20 protein-coding genes, 1 tRNA gene, 3 rRNA genes and 1 riboswitch are annotated in these 26186 nt (G+C 54.4%); of the genes, 15 read left to right on the top strand and 9 right to left on the bottom strand.

The features are described 5' to 3' along the window. Position 1: 1 nt before the first annotated feature. The 5 genes from thiS to rsd form a co-directional block, all read right to left on the bottom strand. Positions 2-202 (bottom strand): sulfur carrier protein ThiS, encoded by a 201-nt coding sequence (thiS, locus tag HU143_RS21135; protein ID WP_001166846.1) that lies wholly within the window; start codon positions 200-202, stop codon positions 2-4. Continuing rightward, positions 183-941, bottom strand: coding sequence for a HesA/MoeB/ThiF family protein (locus HU143_RS21130; protein WP_023226534.1), 759 nt, complete (start codon positions 939-941; stop codon positions 183-185). The genes thiS and HU143_RS21130 overlap by 20 nt, the downstream gene beginning before the upstream one ends. Beyond that, on the bottom strand, positions 934-1569 hold the full coding sequence (gene thiE, locus HU143_RS21125) for a thiamine phosphate synthase (protein WP_023226533.1): 636 nt from the start codon (positions 1567-1569) through the stop codon (positions 934-936). Before thiE ends, HU143_RS21130 begins: the two co-directional genes overlap by 8 nt. Further along, positions 1569-3464: a phosphomethylpyrimidine synthase ThiC gene (thiC, locus tag HU143_RS21120; protein WP_023226532.1), complete on the bottom strand. Its 1896-nt coding sequence runs from the start codon at positions 3462-3464 to the stop codon at positions 1569-1571. Before thiC ends, thiE begins: the two co-directional genes overlap by 1 nt. An 86-nt stretch (positions 3465-3550) precedes the next feature. Beyond that, a riboswitch (TPP riboswitch) is annotated at positions 3551-3775 on the bottom strand. A gap of 52 nt (positions 3776-3827) precedes the next feature. After that, complete coding sequence (rsd, locus tag HU143_RS21115; RefSeq protein WP_000934315.1) at positions 3828-4316, bottom strand: sigma D regulator; 489 nt, start codon at positions 4314-4316, stop codon at positions 3828-3830. A gap of 92 nt (positions 4317-4408) precedes the next feature. Between rsd and nudC the strand changes: the two genes are divergently transcribed. From nudC to HU143_RS21085, 6 genes are all read left to right on the top strand, one after another. Next, positions 4409-5182, top strand: coding sequence for an NAD(+) diphosphatase (nudC, locus tag HU143_RS21110; RefSeq protein WP_000373960.1), 774 nt, complete (start codon positions 4409-4411; stop codon positions 5180-5182). Positions 5183-5222: 40 nt separating this feature from the next. Then, on the top strand, positions 5223-6287 hold the full coding sequence (gene hemE, locus HU143_RS21105; RefSeq protein WP_051129342.1) for a uroporphyrinogen decarboxylase: 1065 nt from the start codon (positions 5223-5225) through the stop codon (positions 6285-6287). A gap of 9 nt (positions 6288-6296) precedes the next feature. Further along, on the top strand, positions 6297-6968 hold the full coding sequence (gene nfi, locus HU143_RS21100) for a deoxyribonuclease V (protein WP_000362363.1): 672 nt from the start codon (positions 6297-6299) through the stop codon (positions 6966-6968). Between the two features lie 41 nt (positions 6969-7009). Continuing rightward, positions 7010-7600 (top strand): YjaG family protein, encoded by a 591-nt coding sequence (locus HU143_RS21095; protein ID WP_000940092.1) that lies wholly within the window; start codon positions 7010-7012, stop codon positions 7598-7600. Positions 7601-7786: 186 nt separating this feature from the next. After that, positions 7787-8059, top strand: coding sequence for a nucleoid-associated protein HU-alpha (gene hupA / locus HU143_RS21090; protein WP_001044509.1), 273 nt, complete (start codon positions 7787-7789; stop codon positions 8057-8059). 11 nt (positions 8060-8070) lie between these two features. After that, positions 8071-8763, top strand: coding sequence for a DUF1481 domain-containing protein (locus HU143_RS21085; RefSeq protein WP_001083923.1), 693 nt, complete (start codon positions 8071-8073; stop codon positions 8761-8763). Between the two features lie 41 nt (positions 8764-8804). On the opposite strand, the gene zraP is transcribed toward HU143_RS21085, so the two are convergent. Next, complete coding sequence (gene zraP / locus HU143_RS21080) at positions 8805-9260, bottom strand: zinc resistance sensor/chaperone ZraP (RefSeq protein WP_023226531.1); 456 nt, start codon at positions 9258-9260, stop codon at positions 8805-8807. A gap of 253 nt (positions 9261-9513) precedes the next feature. Between zraP and zraS the strand changes: the two genes are divergently transcribed. Both zraS and zraR read left to right on the top strand, forming a co-directional pair. Continuing rightward, the gene (gene zraS, locus HU143_RS21075) at positions 9514-10911 is read left to right on the top strand and encodes a two-component system sensor histidine kinase ZraS (RefSeq protein WP_023226530.1); all 1398 of its coding nucleotides are present in this window, start codon (positions 9514-9516) and stop codon (positions 10909-10911) included. Positions 10912-10916: 5 nt separating this feature from the next. Then, positions 10917-12242, top strand: coding sequence for a sigma-54-dependent response regulator transcription factor ZraR (gene zraR / locus HU143_RS21070; RefSeq protein ID WP_001621493.1), 1326 nt, complete (start codon positions 10917-10919; stop codon positions 12240-12242). Here zraR and purD read toward each other — a convergent pair. Together purD and purH are read right to left on the bottom strand one after the other, a co-directional pair. Continuing rightward, positions 12239-13528, bottom strand: a complete 1290-nt coding sequence (gene purD / locus HU143_RS21065; RefSeq protein ID WP_023226529.1) for a phosphoribosylamine--glycine ligase — start codon at positions 13526-13528, stop codon at positions 12239-12241. The two genes, zraR and purD, sit on opposite strands and share 4 nt — an antisense overlap. A gap of 15 nt (positions 13529-13543) precedes the next feature. Continuing rightward, positions 13544-15133, bottom strand: a complete 1590-nt coding sequence (gene purH, locus HU143_RS21060) for a bifunctional phosphoribosylaminoimidazolecarboxamide formyltransferase/IMP cyclohydrolase (RefSeq protein WP_023226528.1) — start codon at positions 15131-15133, stop codon at positions 13544-13546. 625 nt (positions 15134-15758) lie between these two features. Between purH and HU143_RS21055 the strand changes: the two genes are divergently transcribed. From HU143_RS21055 to rrf, 4 genes are all read left to right on the top strand, one after another. After that, positions 15759-17300, top strand: a 16S ribosomal RNA gene (locus tag HU143_RS21055). A gap of 85 nt (positions 17301-17385) precedes the next feature. Then, positions 17386-17461, top strand: a tRNA-Glu gene (locus tag HU143_RS21050). Between the two features lie 191 nt (positions 17462-17652). Further along, positions 17653-20743: ribosomal RNA gene (locus HU143_RS21045) — 23S ribosomal RNA — on the top strand. A 196-nt stretch (positions 20744-20939) separates the two neighbouring features. Beyond that, a 5S ribosomal RNA gene (gene rrf, locus HU143_RS21040) occupies positions 20940-21055 on the top strand. The 16S, 23S and 5S rRNA genes sit together here with 1 tRNA gene alongside, the layout of an rRNA operon. A 332-nt stretch (positions 21056-21387) precedes the next feature. On the opposite strand, the gene HU143_RS21035 is transcribed toward rrf, so the two are convergent. Beyond that, positions 21388-21825: an acetyltransferase gene (locus HU143_RS21035; protein ID WP_000973248.1), complete on the bottom strand. Its 438-nt coding sequence runs from the start codon at positions 21823-21825 to the stop codon at positions 21388-21390. 156 nt (positions 21826-21981) lie between these two features. Here HU143_RS21035 and metA point away from each other — a divergent pair, with 156 nt between their 5' ends. The 3 genes from metA to aceA all read left to right on the top strand — a co-directional run bounded on the left by metA (position 21982) and on the right by aceA (position 26117). Further along, entirely contained in the window at positions 21982-22911 is a 930-nt protein-coding gene (metA, locus tag HU143_RS21030) for a homoserine O-acetyltransferase MetA (RefSeq protein ID WP_001122767.1), read from the top strand. 268 nt (positions 22912-23179) lie between these two features. Further along, positions 23180-24781, top strand: a complete 1602-nt coding sequence (gene aceB / locus HU143_RS21025) for a malate synthase A (RefSeq protein ID WP_001069371.1) — start codon at positions 23180-23182, stop codon at positions 24779-24781. 31 nt (positions 24782-24812) lie between these two features. Beyond that, positions 24813-26117 carry an isocitrate lyase gene (gene aceA, locus HU143_RS21020; RefSeq protein WP_000857882.1) on the top strand — a complete coding sequence of 435 codons (1305 nt, stop codon included), beginning with the start codon at positions 24813-24815 and terminating at the stop codon, positions 26115-26117. Positions 26118-26186: the final 69 nt, after the last annotated feature.

Here is a 26186-nt window from a genome sequence, read left to right as displayed (position 1 = left end):
CTCAACCCCCTGCAATAACCTGAAAAAGCAGGATCTGGTCGCCTTCCTGCACGATATGTTGCCGCCACTGCTCGCGCGGCAGGATCTGCTGATTGAGCGCCAACGCCGCGCCTGGTTTAAGCTGATTAAGCGTAGCGAGTAGGCTGCTGACGGTTTGCCCTTCGGCGCACTGCATCGGCTCGTCATTGAATTGAATTTGCATGTCGCCCCCCGCATACCGGACAGCCGCTGGCACGACGCAGCGCCAGGCTGCGCCACTGGCTGGTTTTACCGTCAAACAGGCGTAGCTCTCCGCTGGGCGTCTCAATACCGCTGAGTAATTTAATCGCTTCCAGCGCCTGTAAGGTGCCCATCACGCCAACAACCGGTCCGACGATACCGGCGGTACGGCAGTTGCGTTCAGGCTCCACATCATCTGGCCACAGGCAGCGGTAACAGCCTTGTTCCCACGGTGGCGTGAGGACCATCACTTGGCCGCCAAAACCAACGGCGCTGGCGGTAATTAATGGTGTATTCAGTGCCACGCAGGCGGCGTTAATTTCCTGACGGGTCGCCATGTTGTCGGTACAGTCGAGCACCACGTCGGCACGCGCTACCGCATGCCGCAGTGCCTCGCCTTTTAGTCGCTGCTGGAGTGATACCAGTTCGATATCCGGGTTGAGCCGTGTCAGGTGCTGCTGGGCAACCTGAGATTTTGAACGCGCGATATCGTCGGTGGTGAACAGAATTTGCCGCTGGAGATTGCTCAAGTGAACATCGTCATCATCCGCCAGCGTCAGTGTGCCGATGCCTGCTCCCGCCAGATACAGCGCGGCAGGCGAACCCAATCCGCCTAAGCCGACAATCAATACATGGCTATTGAGCAGCTTTTGCTGGCCTTCAATGGCGATATCGCCGAGCAGGATTTGCCGACTGTAGCGCATAAAATCGCGGTCATTCATCGCCCACTCCCGCGATTGCCAGTAACTGCGCGGTAGCGTCGCGCCAGTCGGCAGCCTGAGTAATGGCGCTGACCACGGCAATACTGCCGACGCCGGTCGCCAGTACCGCCGAAGCGCGTTCAAGGCTGATGCCGCCGATCGCCACGGTGGGATAATCCGCCAGTCGTTCAATATGCCGCACCAGCTGCGCCAGCCCCTGTGGGGCGGAAGGCATCTGCTTGGTTTGCGTGGGGAAGACGTGGCCGAGCGCGATATAAGAAGGCTTAGCGGCGAGTGCGACGTCAATCTCCATATCATCGTGGGTCGATACGCCGAGGCGTAAGCCCGCCGCCTGAATGGCCTTCAGGTCGGTGGTTTCAAGGTCTTCCTGGCCGAGATGCACGCCGTAGGCGTTGTGCTTAATTGCCAGTCGCCAGTAGTCGTTGATAAACAGGCGGGCGTCATAACGACGCCCCAGCGCAATGGCGGCGATAACGTCGGCTTCCACTTCGTCATCGTGTTTATCTTTGATACGCAGTTGGATCGTGCGCACGCCCGCCTCCAGCAGACGCTCAATCCACGCAACGCTGTCCACCACCGGGTAAAGCCCGAGGCGGAACGGTACGGTTGGGAAATTAGGCTGATACATCAGGCTTCCTCCCGTTTGAGATAAATTTCGCCGCCTTTGGCGCGGAAGTTTTCCGACATATCCGCCATCCCCACTTCAATGGTTTGTGCGGCGGCGTAGTCACGTACTTCCTGGCTGATTTTCATCGAGCAGAACTTCGGCCCGCACATGGAACAGAAGTGAGCGACCTTACCGGACTCCTGCGGCAGGGTTTCATCGTGATAAGCGCGGGCGGTGAAGGGGTCGAGCGCAAGGTTAAACTGGTCTTCCCAGCGGAATTCGAAGCGCGCTTTCGACATGGCGTTATCGCGGATCTGCGCGCCCGGATGCCCTTTGGCTAAATCCGCGGCGTGGGCGGCGATTTTGTAGGTGATCAGCCCCTGCTTCACATCTTCTTTGTTCGGCAGGCCGAGATGCTCTTTCGGCGTCACGTAGCACAGCATCGCGCAGCCAAACCAGCCGATCATCGCCGCGCCAATGCCAGAGGTGAAGTGGTCATAGCCCGGCGCGATATCGGTGGTCAACGGCCCTAAGGTGTAGAACGGCGCTTCGTGGCAGCTCTCCAGCTCTTCGGTCATGTTGCGCTGAATCATATGCATCGGCACGTGTCCCGGGCCTTCAATCATCACCTGCACGTCGTATTCCCAGGCGATTTTGGTCAACTCGCCCAGCGTATGCAGCTCGGAGAACTGCGCTTCGTCGTTGGCGTCCTGAATGGAGCCGGGGCGCAGGCCGTCGCCCAGCGACAGGGAAACGTCGTAGGCGGCGCAGATTTCACAAATTTCGCGGAAATGTTCGAACAGGAAGTTCTCTTTGTGATGGGAGAGACACCACTTTGCCATGATCGAACCGCCGCGCGAGACAATACCGGTCAGGCGTTTGGCGGTCATCGGCACGTAGCGCAGCAGCACGCCGGCGTGGATGGTGAAGTAGTCGACGCCCTGTTCGGCCTGCTCCAGCAGCGTGTCGCGGAACGCTTCCCAGGTAAGATCTTTGGCGATCCCGTTGACCTTTTCCAGCGCCTGGTAGATCGGGACGGTGCCGATCGGTACCGGGCTGTTACGCAGGATCCATTCGCGGGTTTCGTGAATATAGCGACCGGTGGAGAGGTCCATTACCGTGTCCGCGCCCCAGCGGGTCGACCAGACCAGTTTTTCCACCTCTTCTTCGATGGAGGAGGTGACCGCCGAGTTGCCGATGTTGGCATTCACTTTGACCAGGAAGTTGCGGCCGATAATCATCGGCTCGGATTCCGGGTGGTTGATGTTGGCGGGAATAATCGCGCGGCCCGCGGCGACTTCATCACGCACGAATTCCGGCGTAATGTTTTCCGGCAGGCGCGCGCCAAAGTTCATGCCCGGATGCTGGTGGCGCAGCACTTCACTACGAATGCGCTCGCGGCCCATGTTTTCGCGGATGGCGATGAACTCCATTTCGGGAGTGACGATCCCCTTGCGGGCATAATGAAGTTGCGTCACGCGCTTGCCCGCTTTAGCGCGTTTCGGCGTCAGCAGGTCGGTAAAACGCAGATCGTCCAGGCCATCGTCGGCCAGACGTTCTCTGGTGTAAGCCGAGCTACGGTCGTCTAATTCTTCGCTATCGTTACGTGCGTCAATCCATGGCTGGCGCAGTTTCGCCAGACCCTGCTGGACGTTAATCGCCACCTCAGGATCGCCATACGGGCCGGAGGTGTCGTACACCGGCACGGCTTCGTTCTCTTCAAACTGCGGGTTGTCTTTGCTGCCGCCGATGAGCGTCGGGCTCAGTTGAATTTCGCGCATCGGTACGCGAATATCATGCTGCGAACCGGTCACGTAGATGCGTTTCGAGTTGGGAAAGGCAGTCCCTTCCAGCGTATCGATAAAATGCTGGGCTTTAGCGCGCTGCTCGCGGCGGGTTAACGTTGTTGTAGACATAGCTCATTCCAAAAAATTAAGGACGTGGCTTGTCAGACGACGGATGGAGTAATGGATGTGCGCCGCCCGTAAAGGCAGCAGCATAAAGCAGAATTACTCTTGTTCCCTTCGCAGGTATTAACCTGATCAGGTTCCGCGGATCCCGAATTAACGGTCTCAGCCTTTTCCACTTCATCCTTCGCGCTGCCTCTTCGTTGGCTTCGTCCGCTCACTCCAGTCACTTACTTATGTAAGCTCCTGGAGATTCACCGACTTGCCGCCTTGACGCATCACGAACGCTTTTGTGGAAAATTAGCACTCCGACAAGATAACCGCCCCTCCGAAGAGGGGGCTGAAGTAAACTACCCGTTACTCGCGCAGAACTCAAGCGGGACGTTTGACTCTGGCGCCGTCGTGCATCGCGTCAAACACCAGCATAATCAGCTTGTCTTCCAGCACAAAGCGGGCTTCCAGCGCTTCGCCGATATCTGACAGAGCTTGTTGAAATTCGAGACAATTATCGTGATCGATGGCAGTTTCCAGGCTGGTGTCGTAATAATCCATAATGCGCTGCGTATTATCTTCCAGCAGCGGCCAGATTTTTGCCGCATGTAAAAGCTGACCGTTTCCTTCCAATTTATGGAGAATACGTTCATAAATACTGAAGTGCCCGGCGGAAAGGTAATCGACCAGGCTCTGACAAAAATCATCCAGCGCTTTTTCATTCAGCCGCATGTACGATTCTTTGCCAGGCTTAATGCCAACCAGATTGTAGTAAGCCACGAGCAGGTGCTTACGTACATCCAGCCAGCGATCGACCAGTTTGTTGCTTCCGCCAACGCGCTCCGTCAGGTTTTCCAGCTGGTTTAGCATGATTGTCTCCGCAAGTTAGATAAAGGCTGCTCGCCATGAATGTAAAAATAATGTTAACAACATGCCAGTGAAGCAAAGGTAGTGCAAGAGCTATGGATCGTATAATTGAAAAATTAGAGAGTGGCTGGTGGATCGTCAGCCATGAACAAAAATTATGGTTGCCGTATGGGGAATTACCACACGGGCTGGCGGCAAATTTCGATCTTGTGGGGCAGCGCGCACTCCGGATAGGTGAATGGCAAGGCGAGCCCGTCTGGCTGGTGTTACAGCATCGACGTCATGATATGGGATCGGTTCGCCAGGTTATCGATCAGGATGCCGGGCTGTTTCAACTGGCGGGACGTGGCGTACAGTTGGCGGAGTTTTATCGTTCGCATAAATTTTGCGGCTATTGCGGGCACCCTATGCACCCGAGTAAAACCGAATGGGCGATGCTGTGCAGCCATTGCCGCGAGCGTTACTACCCGCAAATCGCCCCCTGCATTATTGTTGCCATTCGCCGTGAGGATTCTATTCTACTTGCCCGGCATGTTCGCCACCGCAACGGCGTGCATACGGTACTGGCCGGGTTTGTTGAAGTCGGCGAAACCCTGGAGCAGGCTGTGGCGCGCGAAGTCATGGAGGAAAGCGGGATTAAGGTGAAAAATCTGCGCTATGTGACTTCCCAGCCGTGGCCTTTCCCGCAGTCGCTGATGACTGCTTTCATGGCGGAGTATGACAGCGGCGAGATTGTCATCGACCCGAAAGAACTGTTGGAAGCAAATTGGTACCGTTATGACGATCTGCCGCTACTGCCGCCGCCGGGCACCGTCGCGCGCCGTTTGATCGAAGATACGGTGGCAATGTGTCGGGCTGAATATGATTGACATGTTACACTGGGCGCATCAACGCTAAAGGAATGTAAAAATGACCGAACTCAAAAACGATCGTTATCTACGTGCGCTGCTGCGCCAGCCCGTTGATGTTACGCCAGTGTGGATGATGCGCCAGGCGGGCCGTTATCTACCGGAGTACAAAGCCACTCGCGCTCAGGCGGGCGATTTTATGTCGCTGTGCAAAAATGCCGAACTGGCCTGCGAGGTCACTTTACAGCCGCTGCGCCGTTATCCGCTTGATGCGGCGATCCTTTTCTCGGATATCCTGACGATTCCGGACGCGATGGGCCTGGGGCTCTATTTTGAAGCCGGGGAAGGCCCGCGCTTTACGGCCCCTGTCACCTGCAAAGCCGATGTCGATAAGCTGCCCATTCCCGATCCGGAGGATGAACTGGGCTATGTGATGAATGCGGTACGGACCATCCGCCGCGAACTAAAAGGCGAGGTTCCTCTGATCGGCTTCTCCGGCAGCCCGTGGACGCTGGCGACTTACATGGTGGAAGGCGGCAGTAGCAAAGCCTTCACGGTGATTAAAAAGATGATGTACGCTGACCCGCAGGCGTTGCATCTGCTGCTGGATAAGTTGGCGAAAAGCGTCACGATGTACCTCAACGCGCAAATCAAAGCGGGCGCGCAGTCGGTGATGATTTTCGACACCTGGGGCGGCGTGCTGACTGGCCGCGATTACCAGCAATTCTCCCTCTACTACATGCATAAAATCGTCGATGGCCTGCTGCGTGAAAACGACGGTCGCCGCGTGCCGGTAACGCTGTTCACTAAAGGTGGCGGTCAGTGGCTGGAGGCGATGGCGGAAACCGGCTGCGACGCGCTGGGTCTCGACTGGACGACAGATATCGCCGATGCGCGCCGTCGCGTTGGCCATAAAGTGGCGCTGCAGGGCAATATGGACCCCTCGATGCTGTATGCGCCGCCGGCACGGATCGAAGACGAAGTAGCGACTATACTTGCTGGTTTCGGTCAGGGAGAAGGGCACGTCTTTAACCTTGGACATGGCATCCATCAGGATGTGCCGCCAGAACATGCTGGCGCATTTGTGGAGGCAGTGCACCGACTTTCTGCGCAGTATCACAGCTAAGGAGTTAGTATGGATCTCGCGTCGCTACGCGCTCAACAGATAGAACTTGCTTCATCGGTTTGCCGCGAAGATCGCCTGGACAAAGATCCGCCAGCGTTTATCGGCGGGGCGGACGTCGGTTTTGAGCAGGGCGGCGAGGTGACGCGGGCGGCGATGGTATTGCTGAAATATCCGTCGCTTGAGCTGGTAGAGTACAAGGTGGCGCGTATTGCCACCACCATGCCGTATATCCCCGGCTTTCTCTCTTTTCGTGAATATCCTGCGCTGCTGGCAGCGTGGGAACAGCTCTCGCAAAAGCCCGATTTGCTGTTTGTGGACGGTCACGGTATTTCGCATCCGCGTCGGCTTGGCGTCGCCAGTCATTTTGGACTGTTGGTGGACGTGCCGACCATCGGCGTAGCGAAAAAACGGCTATGCGGTAAATTTGAACCACTTTCCACCGAACCTGGCGCACTTAGCCCCTTAATGGATAAAGGCGAGCAACTGGCGTGGGTATGGCGCAGCAAGGCGCGCTGTAATCCGCTGTTTATCGCGACAGGGCACCGGGTCAGTACTGACAGCGCGCTGGCGTGGGTACAGCGCTGTATGAAAGGGTATCGCCTGCCGGAGCCGACGCGCTGGGCGGATGCCGTCGCTTCCGGGCGTCCGGCGTTTGTTCGTTGGCAAGAAATTCAGCGCTGATTCAGGTAAACTGCCGCTAATTTCCGATTCGAGATTCCATCATGTTACAAAACCCGATTCATTTGCGTCTGGAACGGCTGGAAAGCTGGCAGCACGTTACCTTTATGGCCTGCTTGTGCGAGCGCATGTACCCGAACTACGCCATGTTTTGCAAGCAGACGGAATTCGGCGACGGACAGATCTACCGTCGCATTCTGGATCTGATCTGGGAAACCCTGACGGTGAAAGATGCAAAGGTCAATTTCGATAGCCAACTGGAGAAGTTTGAAGAGGCAATTCCGGCAGCTGACGACTATGATCTGTACGGCGTTTACCCGGCGATTGATGCCTGCGTCGCATTAAGCGAATTAATGCATTCTCGCCTTAGCGGCGAAACGCTGGAACACGCTATTGAGGTTAGTAAGACTTCCATTACTACGGTAGCGATGTTGGAAATGACTCAGGCTGGTCGGGAAATGACCGATGAGGAGCTCAAAACGAACCCTGCCGTTGAACAGGAATGGGATATTCAGTGGGAAATATTCCGACTTTTAGCCGACTGCGAAGAACGCGATATTGAACTGATAAAAGGGCTCAGGGCAGACCTGCGCGAGGCTGGTGAGAGCAATATCGGTATAAATTTTCAGCAATGACACCAGAAAACGTGATTTAACGTCTGATTTGTCGTGCCATAAGGCTTCCCTTATGCCCCCCGTCTGGTCTACATTTGGGAGGCGAAAAAAAGTGGCTATCGGTGCGTGTATGCAGGAGAGTGCTTTTCTGGCATTTCCGTCGCACTCGATGCTTAGCAAGCGATAAACACATTGTAAGGATAACTTATGAACAAGACTCAACTGATTGATGTAATTGCAGACAAAGCAGAACTGTCCAAAACCCAGGCTAAAGCTGCTCTGGAATCCACTCTGGCTGCTATTACTGAGTCTCTGAAAGAAGGCGATGCTGTACAACTGGTTGGTTTCGGTACCTTCAAAGTGAACCACCGTGCTGAGCGCACTGGCCGTAACCCACAGACCGGTAAAGAAATCAAAATCGCCGCCGCTAACGTACCGGCGTTTGTTTCTGGTAAAGCTCTGAAAGACGCAGTTAAGTAAGACGCGTAACTGTGAACAGTTTTATCGAAGGGGCTTGTCAGCCCCTTTTGTCCGTCTGGCGTCGCGCGTTTCTGTTTTCTGGCGCGCTGTTGCTGACTGCCTGCAGTCATAACGCTTCACCGCCTCCGTTTACTGCCAGCGGCTTTGCCGGCGATCACGGCGCGGTGCGTATCTGGCGTAAAGATACGAACGATGAAGTCCATCTGCTTTCTGTTTTTAGCCCGTGGCATAGTGGTAGCACGACGACCAGCGAATATCGTTGGCAGGGTGATACGCTTTCGCTTATTGAACTCAATATTTACAGCAAACCGCCAGAACATATTCGCGCGCGTTTCGACGCTCATGGCGAACTCAGTTTTATGCAGCGTGAAGTCGGGGGGCAGAAGCAGCAGCTTTCCAACGATCAGATTGCCTTGTATCGCTATCGCGCCGAACAAATCCGTCAGACCAGCGACGCATTGCGCCTGGGGCGGGTCATACTACGCCAGGGACGCTGGCACGCCGACCATACGGTAACCACCTGTGAAGGTGAAACGCTGAAACCGGATCTGGATTCCTGGGCAATAAGCCACATTGAGCGCCGCCAGAACCACTCATCGGTAGAGGTGAGCGTAGCATGGCTGGAGGCGCCGGAAGGATCGCAACTTTTGCTGGTGGCGAATTCAGATTTCTGTCACTGGCAGCCGCAAGCGAAAACCTTTTGATGGAATACCGAATGGCGAAGCCGCCATTCGGCAAACATGCTTTACCAGTTTCCCATACCCATATGACCGCCGCCGCGATGATAACCGCCGCCATAGCCGCCGCAACCGCCATAGCCCATTCCTGCGCCGCGTGGTATGCCAGCCTGCGCTATCGCGACATCCCGTTTCACGCGTTGCTCATCTAACTTCTGGCCTAATGACTCCATCTCTTTGGCAACCGCGTTAATTTTCGCAGTATCCGGCGAACTGGCGGTCAGTAGCGCGTTGTATTCATAACGTTTGGATATCAGTTGCTGGCGCAGCGCGCTGGTCTGCGTATAGTAATCATCATAAATCTTCTGCGCCGTCGCCTGCTGTTCCGTAGTTAACGGGCTACCTCCCTGTTGCCACATACCGTCATTGTTGCCCCAGTGATGCCCGGCGAAGGCGGCGCCGGAGCTCAGGGCCAAAAGAGAGAGGGCGATTAGCGCGATAGCTGATTTATTGTTCCGTTTCATTTTGCGTTCTCCTGTTGCTCATCTTATCCTCTCTCTTGCATCTTCCGTGCCAGGTAACTATTCCTTGTCGGGCAGCGAGTTAACCCGCCTCAGGCGGCAAAAAGCGAGTAAAAATGACTCGCATGACCCGCCTGGCGAGTCATTTTTACCCATCCGTATCCGAAAGGGTGTGCGGCAACGCGCGGTTATGCGGAGCGAAGAATGGCATGATCTCTGCTTAAGTAAGGAAAATAAAAACGAGCCGGGGAAGCCTGTGAGTTTTATACGATTACATAAAGATGCCGCTGCAACGTGGTTGAGTCGGCTGTTACCTGCGGCGATCTTCATTCTGGTGGGGCTATTTTCCATTATGGTCATTCGCGACTATGGCCGTGAGAGCGCTGCTGCCAGGCAGACGCTGCTGGAAAAGGGAAATGTACTCATTCGCGCTCTGGAGTCCGGCACGCGAGTAGGTATGGGAATGCGGATGCATCACGCGCAGCAGCAGACATTGCTGGAAGAGATGGCGGGTCAGCCAGGCGTGTTGTGGTTCGCCGTAACGGATGCGCAGGGGGTAATCATCACTCATAGCAACCCTGGCATGGTGGGCAAATCGCTCTATTCCGCATCTGAAATGCATCAACTAAACCCCGGGCCGCAGGAGCGTTGGCGGCGTGTCGACGTTGCTGCTAACGGCGAGACGGTGCCTGCGCTGGAAATTTACCGTCAGTTCCAGCCGCTTTTCGGTATGAGAGGTCACGGTATGAGGGGGCACGGCATGGCGCGTAGCGCCAATGACGACGAACCAGCGAAACAAACTATTTTTATTGCCTTTGACGCCAGCGAGCTGGCCGCGACACAGGCAAGGGAGTGGCGTAATACGCTGATTGTTTTGTCTGCGTTAGCGGCGGTGCTGTTGGCAACGTTACTGGCGTTTTTTTGGCATCAGCGTTATCAGCGCTCGCACAGAGAACTGCTTGATGCAATGAAGCGTAAAGAAAAGCTGGTGGCGATGGGGCATCTGGCGGCGGGCGTCGCGCACGAAATTCGTAACCCGCTCTCGTCCATCAAAGGGCTGGCGAAATACTTTGCCGAGCGCACGCCTGCCGGCGGCGAGTCGCATGAACTGGCGCAGGTGATGGCCAAAGAGGCCGACCGTTTGAACCGGGTGGTAAGCGAATTGCTCGAACTGGTAAAGCCCGCGCATCTGACGCTCCAGGCGGTTAACCTCAATGATATTATTACTCACTCCCTGAATCTGGTCAGTCAGGATGCCCAAAGCAGAGAGATTCAGTTGAAATTCACGGCGAATGAGACGCTTAAGCGTATTCAGGCTGACCCGGACAGGCTGACTCAGGTGCTATTGAATTTGTACCTGAACGCTATTCATGCGATTGGCCGCCAGGGAACGATTACCGTAGAGGCAAAAGAAAGTGGGACCGACCGCGTTATCATCACTGTTACCGATAGCGGGAAAGGGATCGCCCCGGATCAGCTGGAGGCGATTTTTACGCCTTATTTTACGACCAAAGCTGACGGGACAGGCCTGGGGCTGGCGGTGGTGCAAAATATCATCGAACAGCATGGCGGTGCGATTAAGGTGAAAAGTATTGAGGGTAAAGGCGCGGTCTTTACTATCTGGTTGCCAGTGATAGCGAGACAACAGGATTAACAAGGGTGATACGCGGAAAAATCGATATTCTGGTTGTGGATGATGATGTAAGCCACTGCACGATTTTACAGGCGCTGCTTCGGGGCTGGGGCTATAACGTCGCTCTGGCCTACAGTGGGCATGATGCGTTGGCTCAGGTGCGTGAGAAAGTCTTTGATCTGGTACTGTGCGATGTGCGTATGGCGGAGATGGACGGTATCGCCACGCTGAAGGAGATTAAAGCGCTCAACCCCGCCATTCCGATTTTGATTATGACGGCATTTTCCAGCGTGGAAACGGCGGTAGAGGCGTTGAAAGCCGGCGCGCTCGACTATTTAATTAAACCGCTGGATTTTGACCGTCTGCAGGAGACGCTGGAAAAGGCGTTGGCGCATACGCGGGAAACGGGCGCTGAATTGCCATCGGCGTCGGCTGCGCAGTTTGGCATGATTGGCAGCAGTCCGGCGATGCAACATTTACTGAATGAAATCGCGATGGTCGCACCATCAGACGCCACGGTATTGATTCACGGAGACTCCGGCACGGGTAAAGAGCTGGTGGCGCGGGCGCTACACGCCTGTAGCGCCAGGAGCGATAGACCGCTGGTCACGCTCAACTGCGCCGCGCTTAATGAATCGCTGCTGGAGTCCGAGCTGTTCGGACACGAAAAAGGCGCGTTTACCGGCGCGGATAAACGTCGGGAGGGACGCTTTGTCGAAGCTGACGGCGGGACATTGTTTCTTGATGAAATCGGCGATATCTCGCCGTTAATGCAGGTACGTTTGCTGCGGGCGATTCAGGAGCGCGAAGTGCAACGCGTGGGAAGTAACCAGACGATATCTGTGGATGTTCGGTTAATTGCCGCTACCCACCGCGACCTGGCGGAAGAGGTGAGTGCCGGTCGCTTTCGCCAGGATCTCTATTACCGCCTGAATGTGGTGGCGATTGAAATGCCTTCTTTGCGCCAGCGTCGGGAAGATATTCCGCTACTGGCAGACCATTTTCTGCGGCGTTTTGCCGAACGTAACCGCAAAGTGGTGAAGGGGTTTACGCCGCAGGCGATGGATCTGCTGATCCACTACGACTGGCCGGGCAATATCCGTGAGCTGGAAAACGCTATCGAGCGGGCGGTGGTGTTGCTGACGGGAGAATACATTTCTGAACGCGAATTGCCTCTCGCTATTGCCGCGACGCCGATAAAAGCGGAAAACAGCGCCGAAATCCAACCGTTGGTCGATGTGGAAAAAGAGATCATTCTGGCGGCGCTGGAAAAAACGGGCGGCAACAAAACGGAAGCCGCCCGTCAATTGGGCATTACGCGCAAAACGCTGCTGGCTAAACTCAGCCGTTAGTTTTGCTCACGCTCAATGGCGCGCCAGCCAATGTCGTTACGGCTGAAGCTGCCGTCCCAGCGGATGTCGGCCATCAGGGCGTAAGCGCGTTTCTGCGCTTCGGCCACGGTGTGGCCCAGCGCGGTGGCGCACAGTACGCGACCGCCGCTGGTCAGCACACGGTCGTCATCGGCGAGTTTGGTGCCCGCGTGGAAAACCTTACCGTCAGCCACTTCTTCCAGCGGCAGGCCGTGGATCTCATCGCCAGTGTTGTAGTTGCCCGGATAACCGCCCGCGGCGATCACCACGCCTAATGAAGCGCGTTCGTCCCACTCGGAGGTTTTCTCATCCAGCTTGCCGTCACAGGCGGCCAGGCACAGATCCACCAGATCCGACTTCATGCGCAGCATGATTGGCTGGGTTTCCGGATCGCCGAAGCGGCAGTTGAACTCGATAACTTTCGGGTTGCCCTGCTTGTCGATCATCAGACCCGCATACAGGAAGCCGGTGTAAGTGTTACCTTCCGCCGCCATGCCTTTCACGGTTGGCCAGATGATGCGTTCCATGGTGCGCTGGTGCACTTCATCAGTCACCACCGGCGCCGGTGAGTAGGCCCCCATACCGCCAGTGTTCGGGCCGGTATCGCCGTTACCTACGCGCTTGTGGTCCTGGCTGGTGGCCATCGGCAGCACGTGCTCGCCGTCGACCATCACGATAAAGCTCGCTTCCTCGCCGTCGAGGAACTCTTCGATAACGATGCGGTGACCCGCGTCGCCAAAGGCGTTACCGGCCAGCATATCGTGTACGGCAGCTTCTGCTTCTTCCAGCGTCATCGCCACGATAACGCCTTTACCGGCGGCCAGACCGTCGGCTTTAATCACAATCGGCGCGCCTTTCTCGCGCAGGTAAGCCAAGGCAGGCTCAATCTCGGTGAAGTTCTGGTACTCCGCCGTCGGGATGTGATGACGGGCGAGGAAATCTTTGGTGAAGGCTTTGGAGCCCTCCAGTTGCGCAGCGCCTTCAGTTGGGCCGAAGATCTTCAGGCCAGCGGCGCGGAAGGCATCGACCACGCCAATCACCAGCGGCGCTTCTGGACCAACGATGGTCAGATCGATCTTCTCGTTCTGGGCAAAGCTCAGCAGCGCCGGAATATCGGTGACGCCGATAGCCACGTTCTGCAACGCAGGCTCCAGCGCGGTACCGGCGTTACCCGGTGCGACAAAAACGGTATCAACCAGCGGCGACTGTGCGGCTTTCCAGGCCAGCGCGTGTTCGCGCCCGCCGTTACCAATCACTAATACTTTCATCGTCTGCTCCGTGGATTAATGGCGGAAATGGCGCATGTCGGTAAAGATCATCGCGATACCGTGTTCATCGGCAGCGGCAATGACTTCATCATCACGGATAGAACCGCCAGGCTGGATCACGCAGCTCACGCCCATGGCGGCAGCGGCATCAATACCATCGCGGAACGGGAAGAAGGCGTCAGAGGCCATCGCGGAACCTTTCACTTCCAGACCTTCGTCAGCCGCTTTAATCCCGGCGATTTTCGCGGAGTACACGCGGCTCATCTGGCCTGCGCCTATGCCGATAGTCATGTTCTCTTTGGCATACACAATGGCGTTAGATTTCACGAACTTTGCCACTTTCCAGCAGAACAGCGCATCGCGCAGCTCTTGCTCGGTCGGCTGGCGTTTGGAAACCACGCGCAGTTCAGCTTCGCTCACCATACCCAGGTCACGATCCTGAACCAGCAGGCCGCCGTTAACACGCTTGAAGTCCAGACCCGGCACACGCTGTGCCCACTGGCCACAGGTCAGGACGCGAACGTTCTGTTTAGCGGCAGTGATCTTCAGCGCTTCTTCGGTTGCGGACGGGGCGATGATCACTTCGACAAACTGGCGGGAGATAATGGCCTGCGCGGTTTCGGCATCCAGTTCGCGGTTGAAGGCGATAATGCCGCCGAACGCGGAGGTTGGGTCGGTTTTATACGCACGGTCGTAAGCGTCGAGAATAGTGGTGCTCACCGCCACGCCGCACGGGTTGGCGTGCTTGACGATCACGCAGGCCGGCTCGTTGAACTCTTTCACGCACTCGAGTGCCGCGTCGGTATCGGCGATATTGTTATAAGAGAGCGCTTTGCCCTGAACCTGTTGTGCAGTGGCAACGGACGCTTCTTTCACATTCTCTTCTATATAGAAGGCAGCCTGCTGGTGGCTGTTCTCGCCGTAGCGCATATCCTGCTTCTTAATGAAGTTCAGGTTCAGCGTACGCGGGAAGCGACCGGCGGCTTCTTTGCTTTCGCCGTGGTAGGCCGGAACCATGCTGCCGAAGTAGTTGGCGATCATGCTGTCGTAGGCGGCGGTGTGTTCGAAGGCTTTAATCGCGAGATCGAAACGGGTGTCGAGGGTCAGAGAACCTTCGTTAGCATCCATCTCTTTAATAATGGCGTCGTAGTCGCTGCTCTTAACCACGATGGCGACGTCTTTATGGTTCTTCGCGGCGGAGCGAACCATCGTTGGGCCGCCGATATCAATGTTCTCTACTGCATCTGCCAGCGAGCAGCCTTCGCGTGCCACGGTTTCGGCGAACGGATACAGGTTAACGACAACCATATCGATAGGGGCGATGTGGTGCTGTTCCATAATGGCATCGTCCTGACCGCGACGACCGAGGATGCCACCGTGTACTTTTGGATGCAGGGTCTTTACGCGTCCATCCATCATTTCCGGGAAACCGGTGTAATCGGAAACTTCGGTCACCGGCAGGCCTTTTTCTGCTAACAGGCGGGCGGTGCCCCCCGTAGACAGCAGCTCCACACCGCGTGCGGAAAGTGCCTGGGCGAATTCGATGATACCGGCCTTGTCAGAAACACTGAGCAAAGCGCGGCGGACTGGACGACGTTGTTGCATGGTAAATCCCCTGGATTTGACGATTACAGAGAGCGTTAGCTGAATTTTTCGTGAAAAACTCAGCTAACGCCCCTTATGGGGCATTCTCATTTTGCGGCGACATTGTAACGAAAACGTTTGCGCAACGCTCGCGAATTTTTCTTTTTAAATTCTGGCCCGGCTTGTATCCCTGAAAGATCATTTGCAGAGTGAGAAGATCCAGGAGATGAACGCGCATTTTGTGGATAAGTCTGTGCGTAAATGGGTATAACCAGGGGTTTTGCTGGGGAATGCAGCAAACAGTCATTTTTCTGCAATTTTTCTATTGCGGTCAGCAGAGAACTCCCTATAATGCGCCTCCATCGACACGGCGGATGTGAATCACTTCACACAAACAGCCGGTCGGTTGAAGAGAAAAATCCTGAAATTCAGGGTTGACTCTGAAAGAGGAAAGCGTAATATACGCCACCTCGCGACGATGAGCTGAAAGCCGCGTCGCACCTGCTCTTTAACAATTTATCAGACAATCTGTGTGGGTACTCGAAGATACGGATTCTTGACGTCCTCGGACGAAAAATGAATACCAAGTCTCAAGAGTGAACACGTAATTCATTACGAAGTTTAATTCATTGAGCATCAAACTTTTAAATTGAAGAGTTTGATCATGGCTCAGATTGAACGCTGGCGGCAGGCCTAACACATGCAAGTCGAACGGTAACAGGAAGCAGCTTGCTGCTTTGCTGACGAGTGGCGGACGGGTGAGTAATGTCTGGGAAACTGCCTGATGGAGGGGGATAACTACTGGAAACGGTGGCTAATACCGCATAACGTCGCAAGACCAAAGAGGGGGACCTTCGGGCCTCTTGCCATCAGATGTGCCCAGATGGGATTAGCTTGTTGGTGAGGTAACGGCTCACCAAGGCGACGATCCCTAGCTGGTCTGAGAGGATGACCAGCCACACTGGAACTGAGACACGGTCCAGACTCCTACGGGAGGCAGCAGTGGGGAATATTGCACAATGGGCGCAAGCCTGATGCAGCCATGCCGCGTGTATGAAGAAGGCCTTCGGGTTGTAAAGTACTTTCAGCGGGGAGGAAGGTGTTGTGGTTAATAACCGCAGCAATTGACGTTACCCGCAGAAGAAGCACCGGCTAACTCCGTGCCAGCAGCCGCGGTAATACGGAGGGTGCAAGCGTTAATCGGAATTACTGGGCGTAAAGCGCACGCAGGCGGTCTGTCAAGTCGGATGTGAAATCCCCGGGCTCAACCTGGGAACTGCATTCGAAACTGGCAGGCTTGAGTCTTGTAGAGGGGGGTAGAATTCCAGGTGTAGCGGTGAAATGCGTAGAGATCTGGAGGAATACCGGTGGCGAAGGCGGCCCCCTGGACAAAGACTGACGCTCAGGTGCGAAAGCGTGGGGAGCAAACAGGATTAGATACCCTGGTAGTCCACGCCGTAAACGATGTCTACTTGGAGGTTGTGCCCTTGAGGCGTGGCTTCCGGAGCTAACGCGTTAAGTAGACCGCCTGGGGAGTACGGCCGCAAGGTTAAAACTCAAATGAATTGACGGGGGCCCGCACAAGCGGTGGAGCATGTGGTTTAATTCGATGCAACGCGAAGAACCTTACCTGGTCTTGACATCCACAGAAGAATCCAGAGATGGATTTGTGCCTTCGGGAACTGTGAGACAGGTGCTGCATGGCTGTCGTCAGCTCGTGTTGTGAAATGTTGGGTTAAGTCCCGCAACGAGCGCAACCCTTATCCTTTGTTGCCAGCGGTTAGGCCGGGAACTCAAAGGAGACTGCCAGTGATAAACTGGAGGAAGGTGGGGATGACGTCAAGTCATCATGGCCCTTACGACCAGGGCTACACACGTGCTACAATGGCGCATACAAAGAGAAGCGACCTCGCGAGAGCAAGCGGACCTCATAAAGTGCGTCGTAGTCCGGATTGGAGTCTGCAACTCGACTCCATGAAGTCGGAATCGCTAGTAATCGTGGATCAGAATGCCACGGTGAATACGTTCCCGGGCCTTGTACACACCGCCCGTCACACCATGGGAGTGGGTTGCAAAAGAAGTAGGTAGCTTAACCTTCGGGAGGGCGCTTACCACTTTGTGATTCATGACTGGGGTGAAGTCGTAACAAGGTAACCGTAGGGGAACCTGCGGTTGGATCACCTCCTTACCTTAAAGAAACGTTCTTTGCAGTGCTCACACAGATTGTCTGATGAAAAGTAAATAGCAAGGCGTCTTGCGATTGAGACTTCAGTGTCCCCTTCGTCTAGAGGCCCAGGACACCGCCCTTTCACGGCGGTAACAGGGGTTCGAATCCCCTAGGGGACGCCACTTGCGCGGTAATGTGTGAAAGGCGTTGCCATCAGTATCTCAAAACTGACTTACGAGTCACGTTTGAGATATTTGCTCTTTAAAAATCTGGATCAAGCTGAAAATTGAAACACAGAACAACGAAAGTTGTTCGTGAGTCTCTCAAATTTTCGCGACACGAGAATGTTTTACGAAACATCTTCGGGTTGTGAGGTTAAGCGACTAAGCGTACACGGTGGATGCCCTGGCAGTCAGAGGCGATGAAGGGCGTGCTAATCTGCGATAAGCGCCGGTAAGGTGATATGAACCGTTATAACCGGCGATACCCGAATGGGGAAACCCAGTGTGATTCGTCACACTATCATTAACTGAATCCATAGGTTAATGAGGCGAACCGGGGGAACTGAAACATCTAAGTACCCCGAGGAAAAGAAATCAACCGAGATTCCCCCAGTAGCGGCGAGCGAACGGGGAGGAGCCCAGAGCCTGAATCAGCATGTGTGTTAGTGGAAGCGTCTGGAAAGGCGCGCGATACAGGGTGACAGCCCCGTACACAAAAGCGCATGTGCTGTGAGCTCGATGAGTAGGGCGGGACACGTGGTATCCTGTCTGAATATGGGGGGACCATCCTCCAAGGCTAAATACTCCTGACTGACCGATAGTGAACCAGTACCGTGAGGGAAAGGCGAAAAGAACCCCGGCGAGGGGAGTGAAACAGAACCTGAAACCGTGTACGTACAAGCAGTGGGAGCCCCACCACTAAGCCAGTGGTGAACTCCACATACGCATCCTTTGCTGAGGAGACGGTTAACGGAGCGAAAGCGACGTTCAACCTCAAAACAAGCAGAGGGGGCTTAGTGGTGGGGTGACTGCGTACCTTTTGTATAATGGGTCAGCGACTTATATTCTGTAGCAAGGTTAACCGAATAGGGGAGCCGGAGGGAAACCGAGTCTTAATTGGGCGTTAAGTTGCAGGGTATAGACCCGAAACCCGGTGATCTAGCCATGGGCAGGTTGAAGGTTGGGTAACACTAACTGGAGGACCGAACCGACTAATGTTGAAAAATTAGCGGATGACCTGTGGCTGGGGGTGAAAGGCCAATCAAACCGGGAGATAGCTGGTTCTCCCCGAAAGCTATTTAGGTAGCGCCTCGTGAATTCATCTCCGGGGGTAGAGCACTGTTTCGGCTAGGGGGCCATCCCGGCTTACCAACCCGATGCAAACTGCGAATACCGGAGAATGTTATCACGGGAGACACACGGCGGGTGCTAACGTCCGTCGTGAAGAGGGAAACAACCCAGACCGCCAGCTAAGGTCCCAAAGTCATGGTTAAGTGGGAAACGATGTGGGAAGGCCCAGACAGCCAGGATGTTGGCTTAGAAGCAGCCATCATTTAAAGAAAGCGTAATAGCTCACTGGTCGAGTCGGCCTGCGCGGAAGATGTAACGGGGCTAAACCATGCACCGAAGCTGCGGCAGCGAACGTATCACCCAAGACAACTTTGCGGAGTTGACGATTGACGGAGCGAAGCGACGTCAAAGCGTTCATTAAAGTCGAGTTGGCTTAGGGATACGTTCGTTGGGTAGGGGAGCGTTCTGTAAGCCTGTGAAGGTATGCTGTGAGGCATGCTGGAGGTATCAGAAGTGCGAATGCTGACATAAGTAACGATAAAGCGGGTGAAAAGCCCGCTCGCCGGAAGACCAAGGGTTCCTGTCCAACGTTAATCGGGGCAGGGTGAGTCGACCCCTAAGGCGAGGCCGAAAGGCGTAGTCGATGGGAAACGGGTTAATATTCCCGTACTTGGTGTTACTGCGAAGGGGGGACGGAGAAGGCTATGTTGGCCGGGCGACGGTTGTCCCGGTTTAAGCGTGTAGGTGTGTGTTCCAGGTAAATCCGGTTCACTTTAACACTGAGGCGTGACGACGAGGCACTACGGTGCTGAAGCAACAAATGCCCTGCTTCCAGGAAAAGCCTCTAAGCATCAGGTAACATCAAATCGTACCCCAAACCGACACAGGTGGTCAGGTAGAGAATACCAAGGCGCTTGAGAGAACTCGGGTGAAGGAACTAGGCAAAATGGTGCCGTAACTTCGGGAGAAGGCACGCTGACACGTAGGTGAAGTGATTTACTCATGGAGCTGAAGTCAGTCGAAGATACCAGCTGGCTGCAACTGTTTATTAAAAACACAGCACTGTGCAAACACGAAAGTGGACGTATACGGTGTGACGCCTGCCCGGTGCCGGAAGGTTAATTGATGGGGTCAGCGCAAGCGAAGCTCCTGATCGAAGCCCCGGTAAACGGCGGCCGTAACTATAACGGTCCTAAGGTAGCGAAATTCCTTGTCGGGTAAGTTCCGACCTGCACGAATGGCGTAATGATGGCCAGGCTGTCTCCACCCGAGACTCAGTGAAATTGAACTCGCTGTGAAGATGCAGTGTACCCGCGGCAAGACGGAAAGACCCCGTGAACCTTTACTATAGCTTGACACTGAACATTGAGCCTTGATGTGTAGGATAGGTGGGAGGCTTTGAAGTGTGGACGCCAGTCTGCATGGAGCCGACCTTGAAATACCACCCTTTAATGTTTGATGTTCTAACGTGGACCCGTAATCCGGGTTGCGGACAGTGTCTGGTGGGTAGTTTGACTGGGGCGGTCTCCTCCTAAAGAGTAACGGAGGAGCACGAAGGTTGGCTAATCCTGGTCGGACATCAGGAGGTTAGTGCAATGGCATAAGCCAGCTTGACTGCGAGCGTGACGGCGCGAGCAGGTGCGAAAGCAGGTCATAGTGATCCGGTGGTTCTGAATGGAAGGGCCATCGCTCAACGGATAAAAGGTACTCCGGGGATAACAGGCTGATACCGCCCAAGAGTTCATATCGACGGCGGTGTTTGGCACCTCGATGTCGGCTCATCACATCCTGGGGCTGAAGTAGGTCCCAAGGGTATGGCTGTTCGCCATTTAAAGTGGTACGCGAGCTGGGTTTAGAACGTCGTGAGACAGTTCGGTCCCTATCTGCCGTGGGCGCTGGAGAACTGAGGGGGGCTGCTCCTAGTACGAGAGGACCGGAGTGGACGCATCACTGGTGTTCGGGTTGTCATGCCAATGGCACTGCCCGGTAGCTAAATGCGGAAGAGATAAGTGCTGAAAGCATCTAAGCACGAAACTTGCCCCGAGATGAGTTCTCCCTGAGACTTAAAGTCTCCTGAAGGAACGTTGAAGACGACGACGTTGATAGGCCGGGTGTGTAAGCGCAGCGATGCGTTGAGCTAACCGGTACTAATGAACCGTGAGGCTTAACCTTACAACGCCGAAGATGTTTTGGCGGTTGAGAGACGATTTTCAGCTCAGATTCAGAGTTGAGTACGCAATAATTTGCGCAGCAGCAAGGCGGCAAGCGAAAGAAAGGAAGGAGCATACAGAAGTATGTGACTGAGTTTACGAGCGCAGGCAACGCCGCTGATGCGATAAAGAATTGCGTACTGAGCACAAAGAATTTGCCTGGCGGCATTAGCGCGGTGGTCCCACCTGACCCCATGCCGAACTCAGAAGTGAAACGCCGTAGCGCCGATGGTAGTGTGGGGTCTCCCCATGCGAGAGTAGGGAACTGCCAGGCATCAAATAAAACAAAAGGCCCTGTCGGAAGACAGGGCCTTTTGTTTTATCTGTGGTCTGTCGGTGAGCACTCTCCTGAGGAGGAGAAATCCGCCGGGAGCGGATTTGAACGTTGCGCAGCAACGGCCCGTAGGGTGGCGGGCAGGACGCCCGCCATAAACTGCCAGGCATCAGACAAGTGAAGAAGCCCGTTCTGACGGACGGGCTTCTTTGCGTGTGTGGTAACTGTAAAAATGTAGGCCTGATAAGCGCAGCGCCATCAGGCAACCGGCACCGCCGGATGGCAGCTTCGCCTTATCCGGCCTGCATGCACTTATCAGGCAGCACCGCTACTCACGGATAAATTAAATTCAACAATGGATACGGTTTCCCAAGATCGTCAACCTCCGAACGTCCTGTCACCTTAAATCCCATTTTCTTATAAAATCCAACAGCTTGTGTGTTTTGCTCGTTAACATTGGTTGTCAACCCCGGCGCCAGTGTTAACGCATGTTCAACTAATCTCTTACCGATACCCTGACCACGCACGTCCGGATCGACAAACAGCGCATCCATATGTTCGCCGGTAAGCAGCATAAATCCTACCGGCTCATCCTGATCGGTCACGGCAACCCATAGTGGCGCTTCTGGCAGAAAATCGCTCACCAGCTCTTCCAGTTCGGCCCGATAAGCGTTTGACAGAAAATCGTGCGTGGCATCGACTGAGCGACGCCAGATCGCAATCAGTTTTTCCCCTTCCTCATGCCTTGAACGGCGAATGTTAATCATCATCTTCACTCCTTTTTTGCTTACTTCTATTCTAATGCAAATGCTGTCGTGAAACTTTCTCACCTTGAACTTGCAGACTCGACATTCGCCTGATTTCTGAGTATCTTCAGCTATCTGGATGTCTAAACGTTTAAACGTATGTCGTGAGGTTATCAGGTTATGCCGATTCGCGTGCTGGACGAGCTACCCGCCGTCAATTTTTTACGTGAGGAGAATGTCTTCGTCATGACGACTTCTCGCGCATCAGGTCAGGAAATTCGCCCGCTAAAGGTACTTATCCTTAACCTGATGCCGAAGAAGATTGAAACGGAAAATCAGTTTCTGCGCTTGCTATCGAACTCGCCATTGCAGGTCGATATTCAACTACTGCGGATAGATGCCCGCGAGTCGAGGAACACGCCAGCCGAGCATCTGAACAACTTTTACTGTAACTTCGACGATATCTGCGATCAGAACTTTGATGGGCTTATCGTGACCGGAGCGCCGCTGGGTCTGGTGGAATTTAATGACGTGGCTTACTGGCCGCAGATTAGGCAGGTGCTGGAATGGGCGAAAGATCACGTTACTTCGACGCTATTTGTCTGTTGGGCCGTTCAGGCCGCACTCAATATTCTGTATGGTATCCCTAAGCAGACCCGTACAGATAAACTTTCCGGCGTCTATGAACATCACATCCTTCATCCACATGCTCTGTTAACGCGTGGTTTTGATGATTCGTTTCTGGCGCCACACTCACGCTATGCCGATTTCCCGGCGGCGCTGATACGGGATTATACGGATCTTGAAATTCTGGCCGAAACAGAAGAAGGGGATGCGTACCTGTTTGCCAGCAAAGATAAACGTATTGCGTTTGTCACCGGTCATCCTGAATATGACGCTCATACGTTAGCGGGTGAATATTTTCGTGACGTTGAGGCCGGGTTAAATCCGGAGGTTCCGTACAACTATTTCCCAAAAAACGATCCGCAAAACATACCGCGCGCAACCTGGCGCAGCCACGGTAATTTACTGTTTACTAACTGGCTCAACTATTATGTCTACCAGATTACGCCATATGATCTGCGTCACATGAATCCAACCCTGGATTAATCTTCTGCTTCTGACGATCCTAAAGCGTTTCAGCATGTTGAATCAGGCACCTTCGGGTGCCTTTTTTATTTCCGAAACGCACCTCATCATGTAATTAAATTTAATTTACATTGTTATCAATAGGTTAATGCATAATTAAATTAAAAATGGAAATTGTTTTTGATTTTGAAATTTAATTGAGTAGTCTTAGTTGTGTTGAACGAAAAGCGCACAGTGATCCTTCGTTCGCATTGGGGATGTATCTGGATCAACAACGAGGAGCTGCATGATGAATCCACAGGCAACCACAACTGATGAATTAACCTTTACCAGGCCGCAAGGCGAGCTGGAAAAGCAAGTCCTGACCGCTGAAGCAGTCGAGTTTTTGACGGAGTTAGTCACCCGTTTTACGCCAAAACGCAATAAACTCCTGGCTGCACGTATCCAGCAACAGCAGGATATTGATAACGGTAAGTTGCCTGATTTTATTTCGGAAACCACTTCCATTAGAGAAAGTAATTGGCAGATTCGTGGTATTCCGGCGGATTTACAGGATCGCCGAGTAGAAATTACCGGGCCGGTTGAACGTAAAATGGTGATTAATGCCCTGAACGCAAATGTGAAAGTGTTTATGGCGGATTTTGAAGACTCGCTGGCGCCGGACTGGAATAAAGTTATTGATGGTCAAATCAACCTGCGTGATGCGGTGAACGGCACCATTAGCTATACCAACGAAGCCGGAAAAATCTATCAGCTCAAGCCCGATCCGGCCGTATTGATTTGTCGTGTACGTGGTCTACATCTGCCAGAAAAACATGTTACCTGGCGGGGGGAAGCCATTCCCGGCAGCCTGTTTGATTTTGCTCTGTACTTTTTCCACAACTATAAAGCGCTGCTCGCTAAAGGTAGCGGCCCGTATTTTTACCTGCCGAAAACGCAAGCCTGGCAGGAAGCAGCCTGGTGGAGTGAAGTTTTCAGCTACGCTGAAGACCGCTTTAACCTGCCGCGCGGTACGATCAAAGCGACCCTGTTGATTGAAACGCTGCCAGCTGTTTTCCAGATGGATGAGATTCTTCATGCGTTGCGTGATCATATTGTCGGTCTCAACTGTGGTCGCTGGGATTATATTTTCAGCTATATCAAAACGTTGAAAAATCACCCGGATCGCGTCCTGCCGGACAGGCAGGTGGTAACGATGGACAAACCGTTTCTGAGCGCCTACTCGCGCCTGCTGATCAAAACCTGTCACAAGCGCGGCGCGTTCGCGATGGGCGGTATGGCGGCGTTTATCCCGAGCAAAGACGTTGAACGCAACAATCAGGTCCTTGCCAAAGTGAAAGCGGATAAAGCGCTGGAAGCGAACAACGGCCACGACGGCACGTGGATTGCGCATCCCGGGTTGGCGGATACCGCAATGGCCGTCTTTAACGAGGTACTGGGCGAGCACAAAAATCAGCTGTTCATTACCCGTGATGAAGATGCGCCGATTACCGCTGAACAGTTACTGGAGCCATGTGAAGGCGAACGCACAGAAGCGGGAATGCGCGCCAATATTCGCGTGGCAGTGCAGTACATTGAAGCGTGGATCTCCGGCAATGGCTGTGTACCGATTTACGGTCTGATGGAGGATGCCGCGACGGCGGAAATCTCACGAACCTCTATCTGGCAGTGGATTCACCATGAGAAAACACTGAGCAATGGAAAACCCGTAACGAAAGCGCTTTTCCGCGAAATGTTGGCGGAAGAGATGCGGGTAATCCAGGACGAACTGGGCGAGCACCGCTACAGCAGCGGGCGCTTCGACGATGCCGCACGTCTGATGGAGCAAATCACCACCTCAGATGACTTAATCGACTTCCTCACCCTGCCGGGCTATCGCTTACTGGCTTAATTCACCACATAACAATATGGAGCATCTGCACATGAAAACCCGTACTCAACAAATCGAAGAATTACAGAAAGAGTGGACACAACCGCGCTGGGAAGGCATCACCCGCCCGTACAGCGCGGAGGAGGTGGTGAAATTACGCGGCTCGGTTAACCCGGAGTGCACGCTGGCGCAGCTCGGCGCCGCGAAAATGTGGCGGCTGTTGCACGGTGAAGCGAAAAAAGGCTATATCAACAGCCTTGGCGCGCTGACTGGCGGTCAGGCGTTGCAGCAGGCGAAAGCCGGTATTGAGGCGATTTATCTTTCAGGCTGGCAGGTGGCGGCAGATGCCAACCTGGCATCCAGCATGTATCCGGATCAATCGTTGTACCCGGCAAACTCTGTTCCGGCGGTAGTGGATCGGATCAACAACACTTTTCGTCGTGCAGATCAGATCCAGTGGGCATCCGGTATTGAACCCAACGATCCGCGCTATGTGGATTACTTCCTGCCGATCGTTGCTGATGCGGAAGCCGGTTTTGGCGGCGTTCTGAATGCCTTCGAACTGATGAAATCGATGATTGAAGCCGGTGCAGCGGCCGTTCACTTCGAAGATCAGCTGGCGTCGGTGAAGAAATGCGGCCATATGGGCGGCAAGGTGCTGGTTCCCACGCAGGAGGCGATTCAGAAACTGGTTGCTGCGCGTCTGGCCGCTGATGTGATGGGCGTCCCGACGCTGGTGATTGCGCGTACTGATGCGGATGCGGCAGATCTGATCACCTCCGACTGCGATCCCTATGACAGCGGTTTCATTACCGGCGAACGCACCAGCGAAGGGTTCTACCGCACCCATGCGGGCATTGAGCAGGCGATCAGCCGCGGTCTGGCGTATGCCCCGTATGCCGATCTGGTGTGGTGCGAAACCTCTACGCCGGATCTCGAACTGGCGCGTCGTTTTGCCGATGCTATCCACGCGAAGTATCCGGGCAAACTGCTGGCCTATAACTGTTCGCCATCCTTCAACTGGCAGAAGAATCTGGACGACAAGACCATTGCCAGCTTCCAGCAGCAGTTGTCGGACATGGGTTACAAATACCAGTTTATTACCCTGGCGGGCATCCACAGCATGTGGTTCAACATGTTCGACCTGGCGCATGCATACGCGCAGGGTGAGGGCATGAAACACTATGTTGAGAAGGTTCAACAACCCGAGTTCGCCGCGGCGAAAGACGGTTACACCTTTGTTTCCCACCAGCAGGAAGTGGGTACTGGTTACTTCGACAAAGTCACCACCATTATTCAGGGCGGCGCGTCATCCGTTACCGCGTTAACGGGTTCCACCGAAGAATCGCAGTTTTGATTGATGCCCGGTGGCGCTGCGCTTACCGGGCCTACAGATAGCGTAGGCCGGATAAGCGAACGCGCCATC

The sequence above is a fragment of the Salmonella sp. SJTUF14076 genome (assembly GCF_015534835.1).
GTDB classification, from domain to species: Bacteria; Pseudomonadota; Gammaproteobacteria; order Enterobacterales; family Enterobacteriaceae; genus Salmonella; species Salmonella enterica.
Note: the sequence above shows the minus strand (reverse complement) of the source record. Positions and strands in the feature narration are given on the sequence as shown.

Coding starts and splice junctions, on each gene's coding strand:
- thiC (WP_023226532.1), bottom strand. CDS start 3,464: ATGTCTACAACAACGTTAACCCGCCGCGAGCAGCGCGCTAAAGCCCAG.
- thiS (WP_001166846.1), bottom strand. CDS start 202: ATGCAAATTCAATTCAATGACGAGCCGATGCAGTGCGCCGAAGGGCAA.
- thiE (WP_023226533.1), bottom strand. CDS start 1,569: ATGTATCAGCCTAATTTCCCAACCGTACCGTTCCGCCTCGGGCTTTAC.
- HU143_RS21035 (WP_000973248.1), bottom strand. CDS start 21,825: ATGATGATTAACATTCGCCGTTCAAGGCATGAGGAAGGGGAAAAACTG.
- rsd (WP_000934315.1), bottom strand. CDS start 4,316: ATGCTAAACCAGCTGGAAAACCTGACGGAGCGCGTTGGCGGAAGCAAC.
- zraP (WP_023226531.1), bottom strand. CDS start 9,260: ATGAAACGGAACAATAAATCAGCTATCGCGCTAATCGCCCTCTCTCTT.
- hemE (WP_051129342.1), top strand. CDS start 5,223: ATGACCGAACTCAAAAACGATCGTTATCTACGTGCGCTGCTGCGCCAG.
- HU143_RS21130 (WP_023226534.1), bottom strand. CDS start 941: ATGAATGACCGCGATTTTATGCGCTACAGTCGGCAAATCCTGCTCGGC.
- HU143_RS21095 (WP_000940092.1), top strand. CDS start 7,010: ATGTTACAAAACCCGATTCATTTGCGTCTGGAACGGCTGGAAAGCTGG.
- purH (WP_023226528.1), bottom strand. CDS start 15,133: ATGCAACAACGTCGTCCAGTCCGCCGCGCTTTGCTCAGTGTTTCTGAC.
- nudC (WP_000373960.1), top strand. CDS start 4,409: ATGGATCGTATAATTGAAAAATTAGAGAGTGGCTGGTGGATCGTCAGC.
- aceA (WP_000857882.1), top strand. CDS start 24,813: ATGAAAACCCGTACTCAACAAATCGAAGAATTACAGAAAGAGTGGACA.
- hupA (WP_001044509.1), top strand. CDS start 7,787: ATGAACAAGACTCAACTGATTGATGTAATTGCAGACAAAGCAGAACTG.
- aceB (WP_001069371.1), top strand. CDS start 23,180: ATGAATCCACAGGCAACCACAACTGATGAATTAACCTTTACCAGGCCG.
- purD (WP_023226529.1), bottom strand. CDS start 13,528: ATGAAAGTATTAGTGATTGGTAACGGCGGGCGCGAACACGCGCTGGCC.
- metA (WP_001122767.1), top strand. CDS start 21,982: ATGCCGATTCGCGTGCTGGACGAGCTACCCGCCGTCAATTTTTTACGT.
- nfi (WP_000362363.1), top strand. CDS start 6,297: ATGGATCTCGCGTCGCTACGCGCTCAACAGATAGAACTTGCTTCATCG.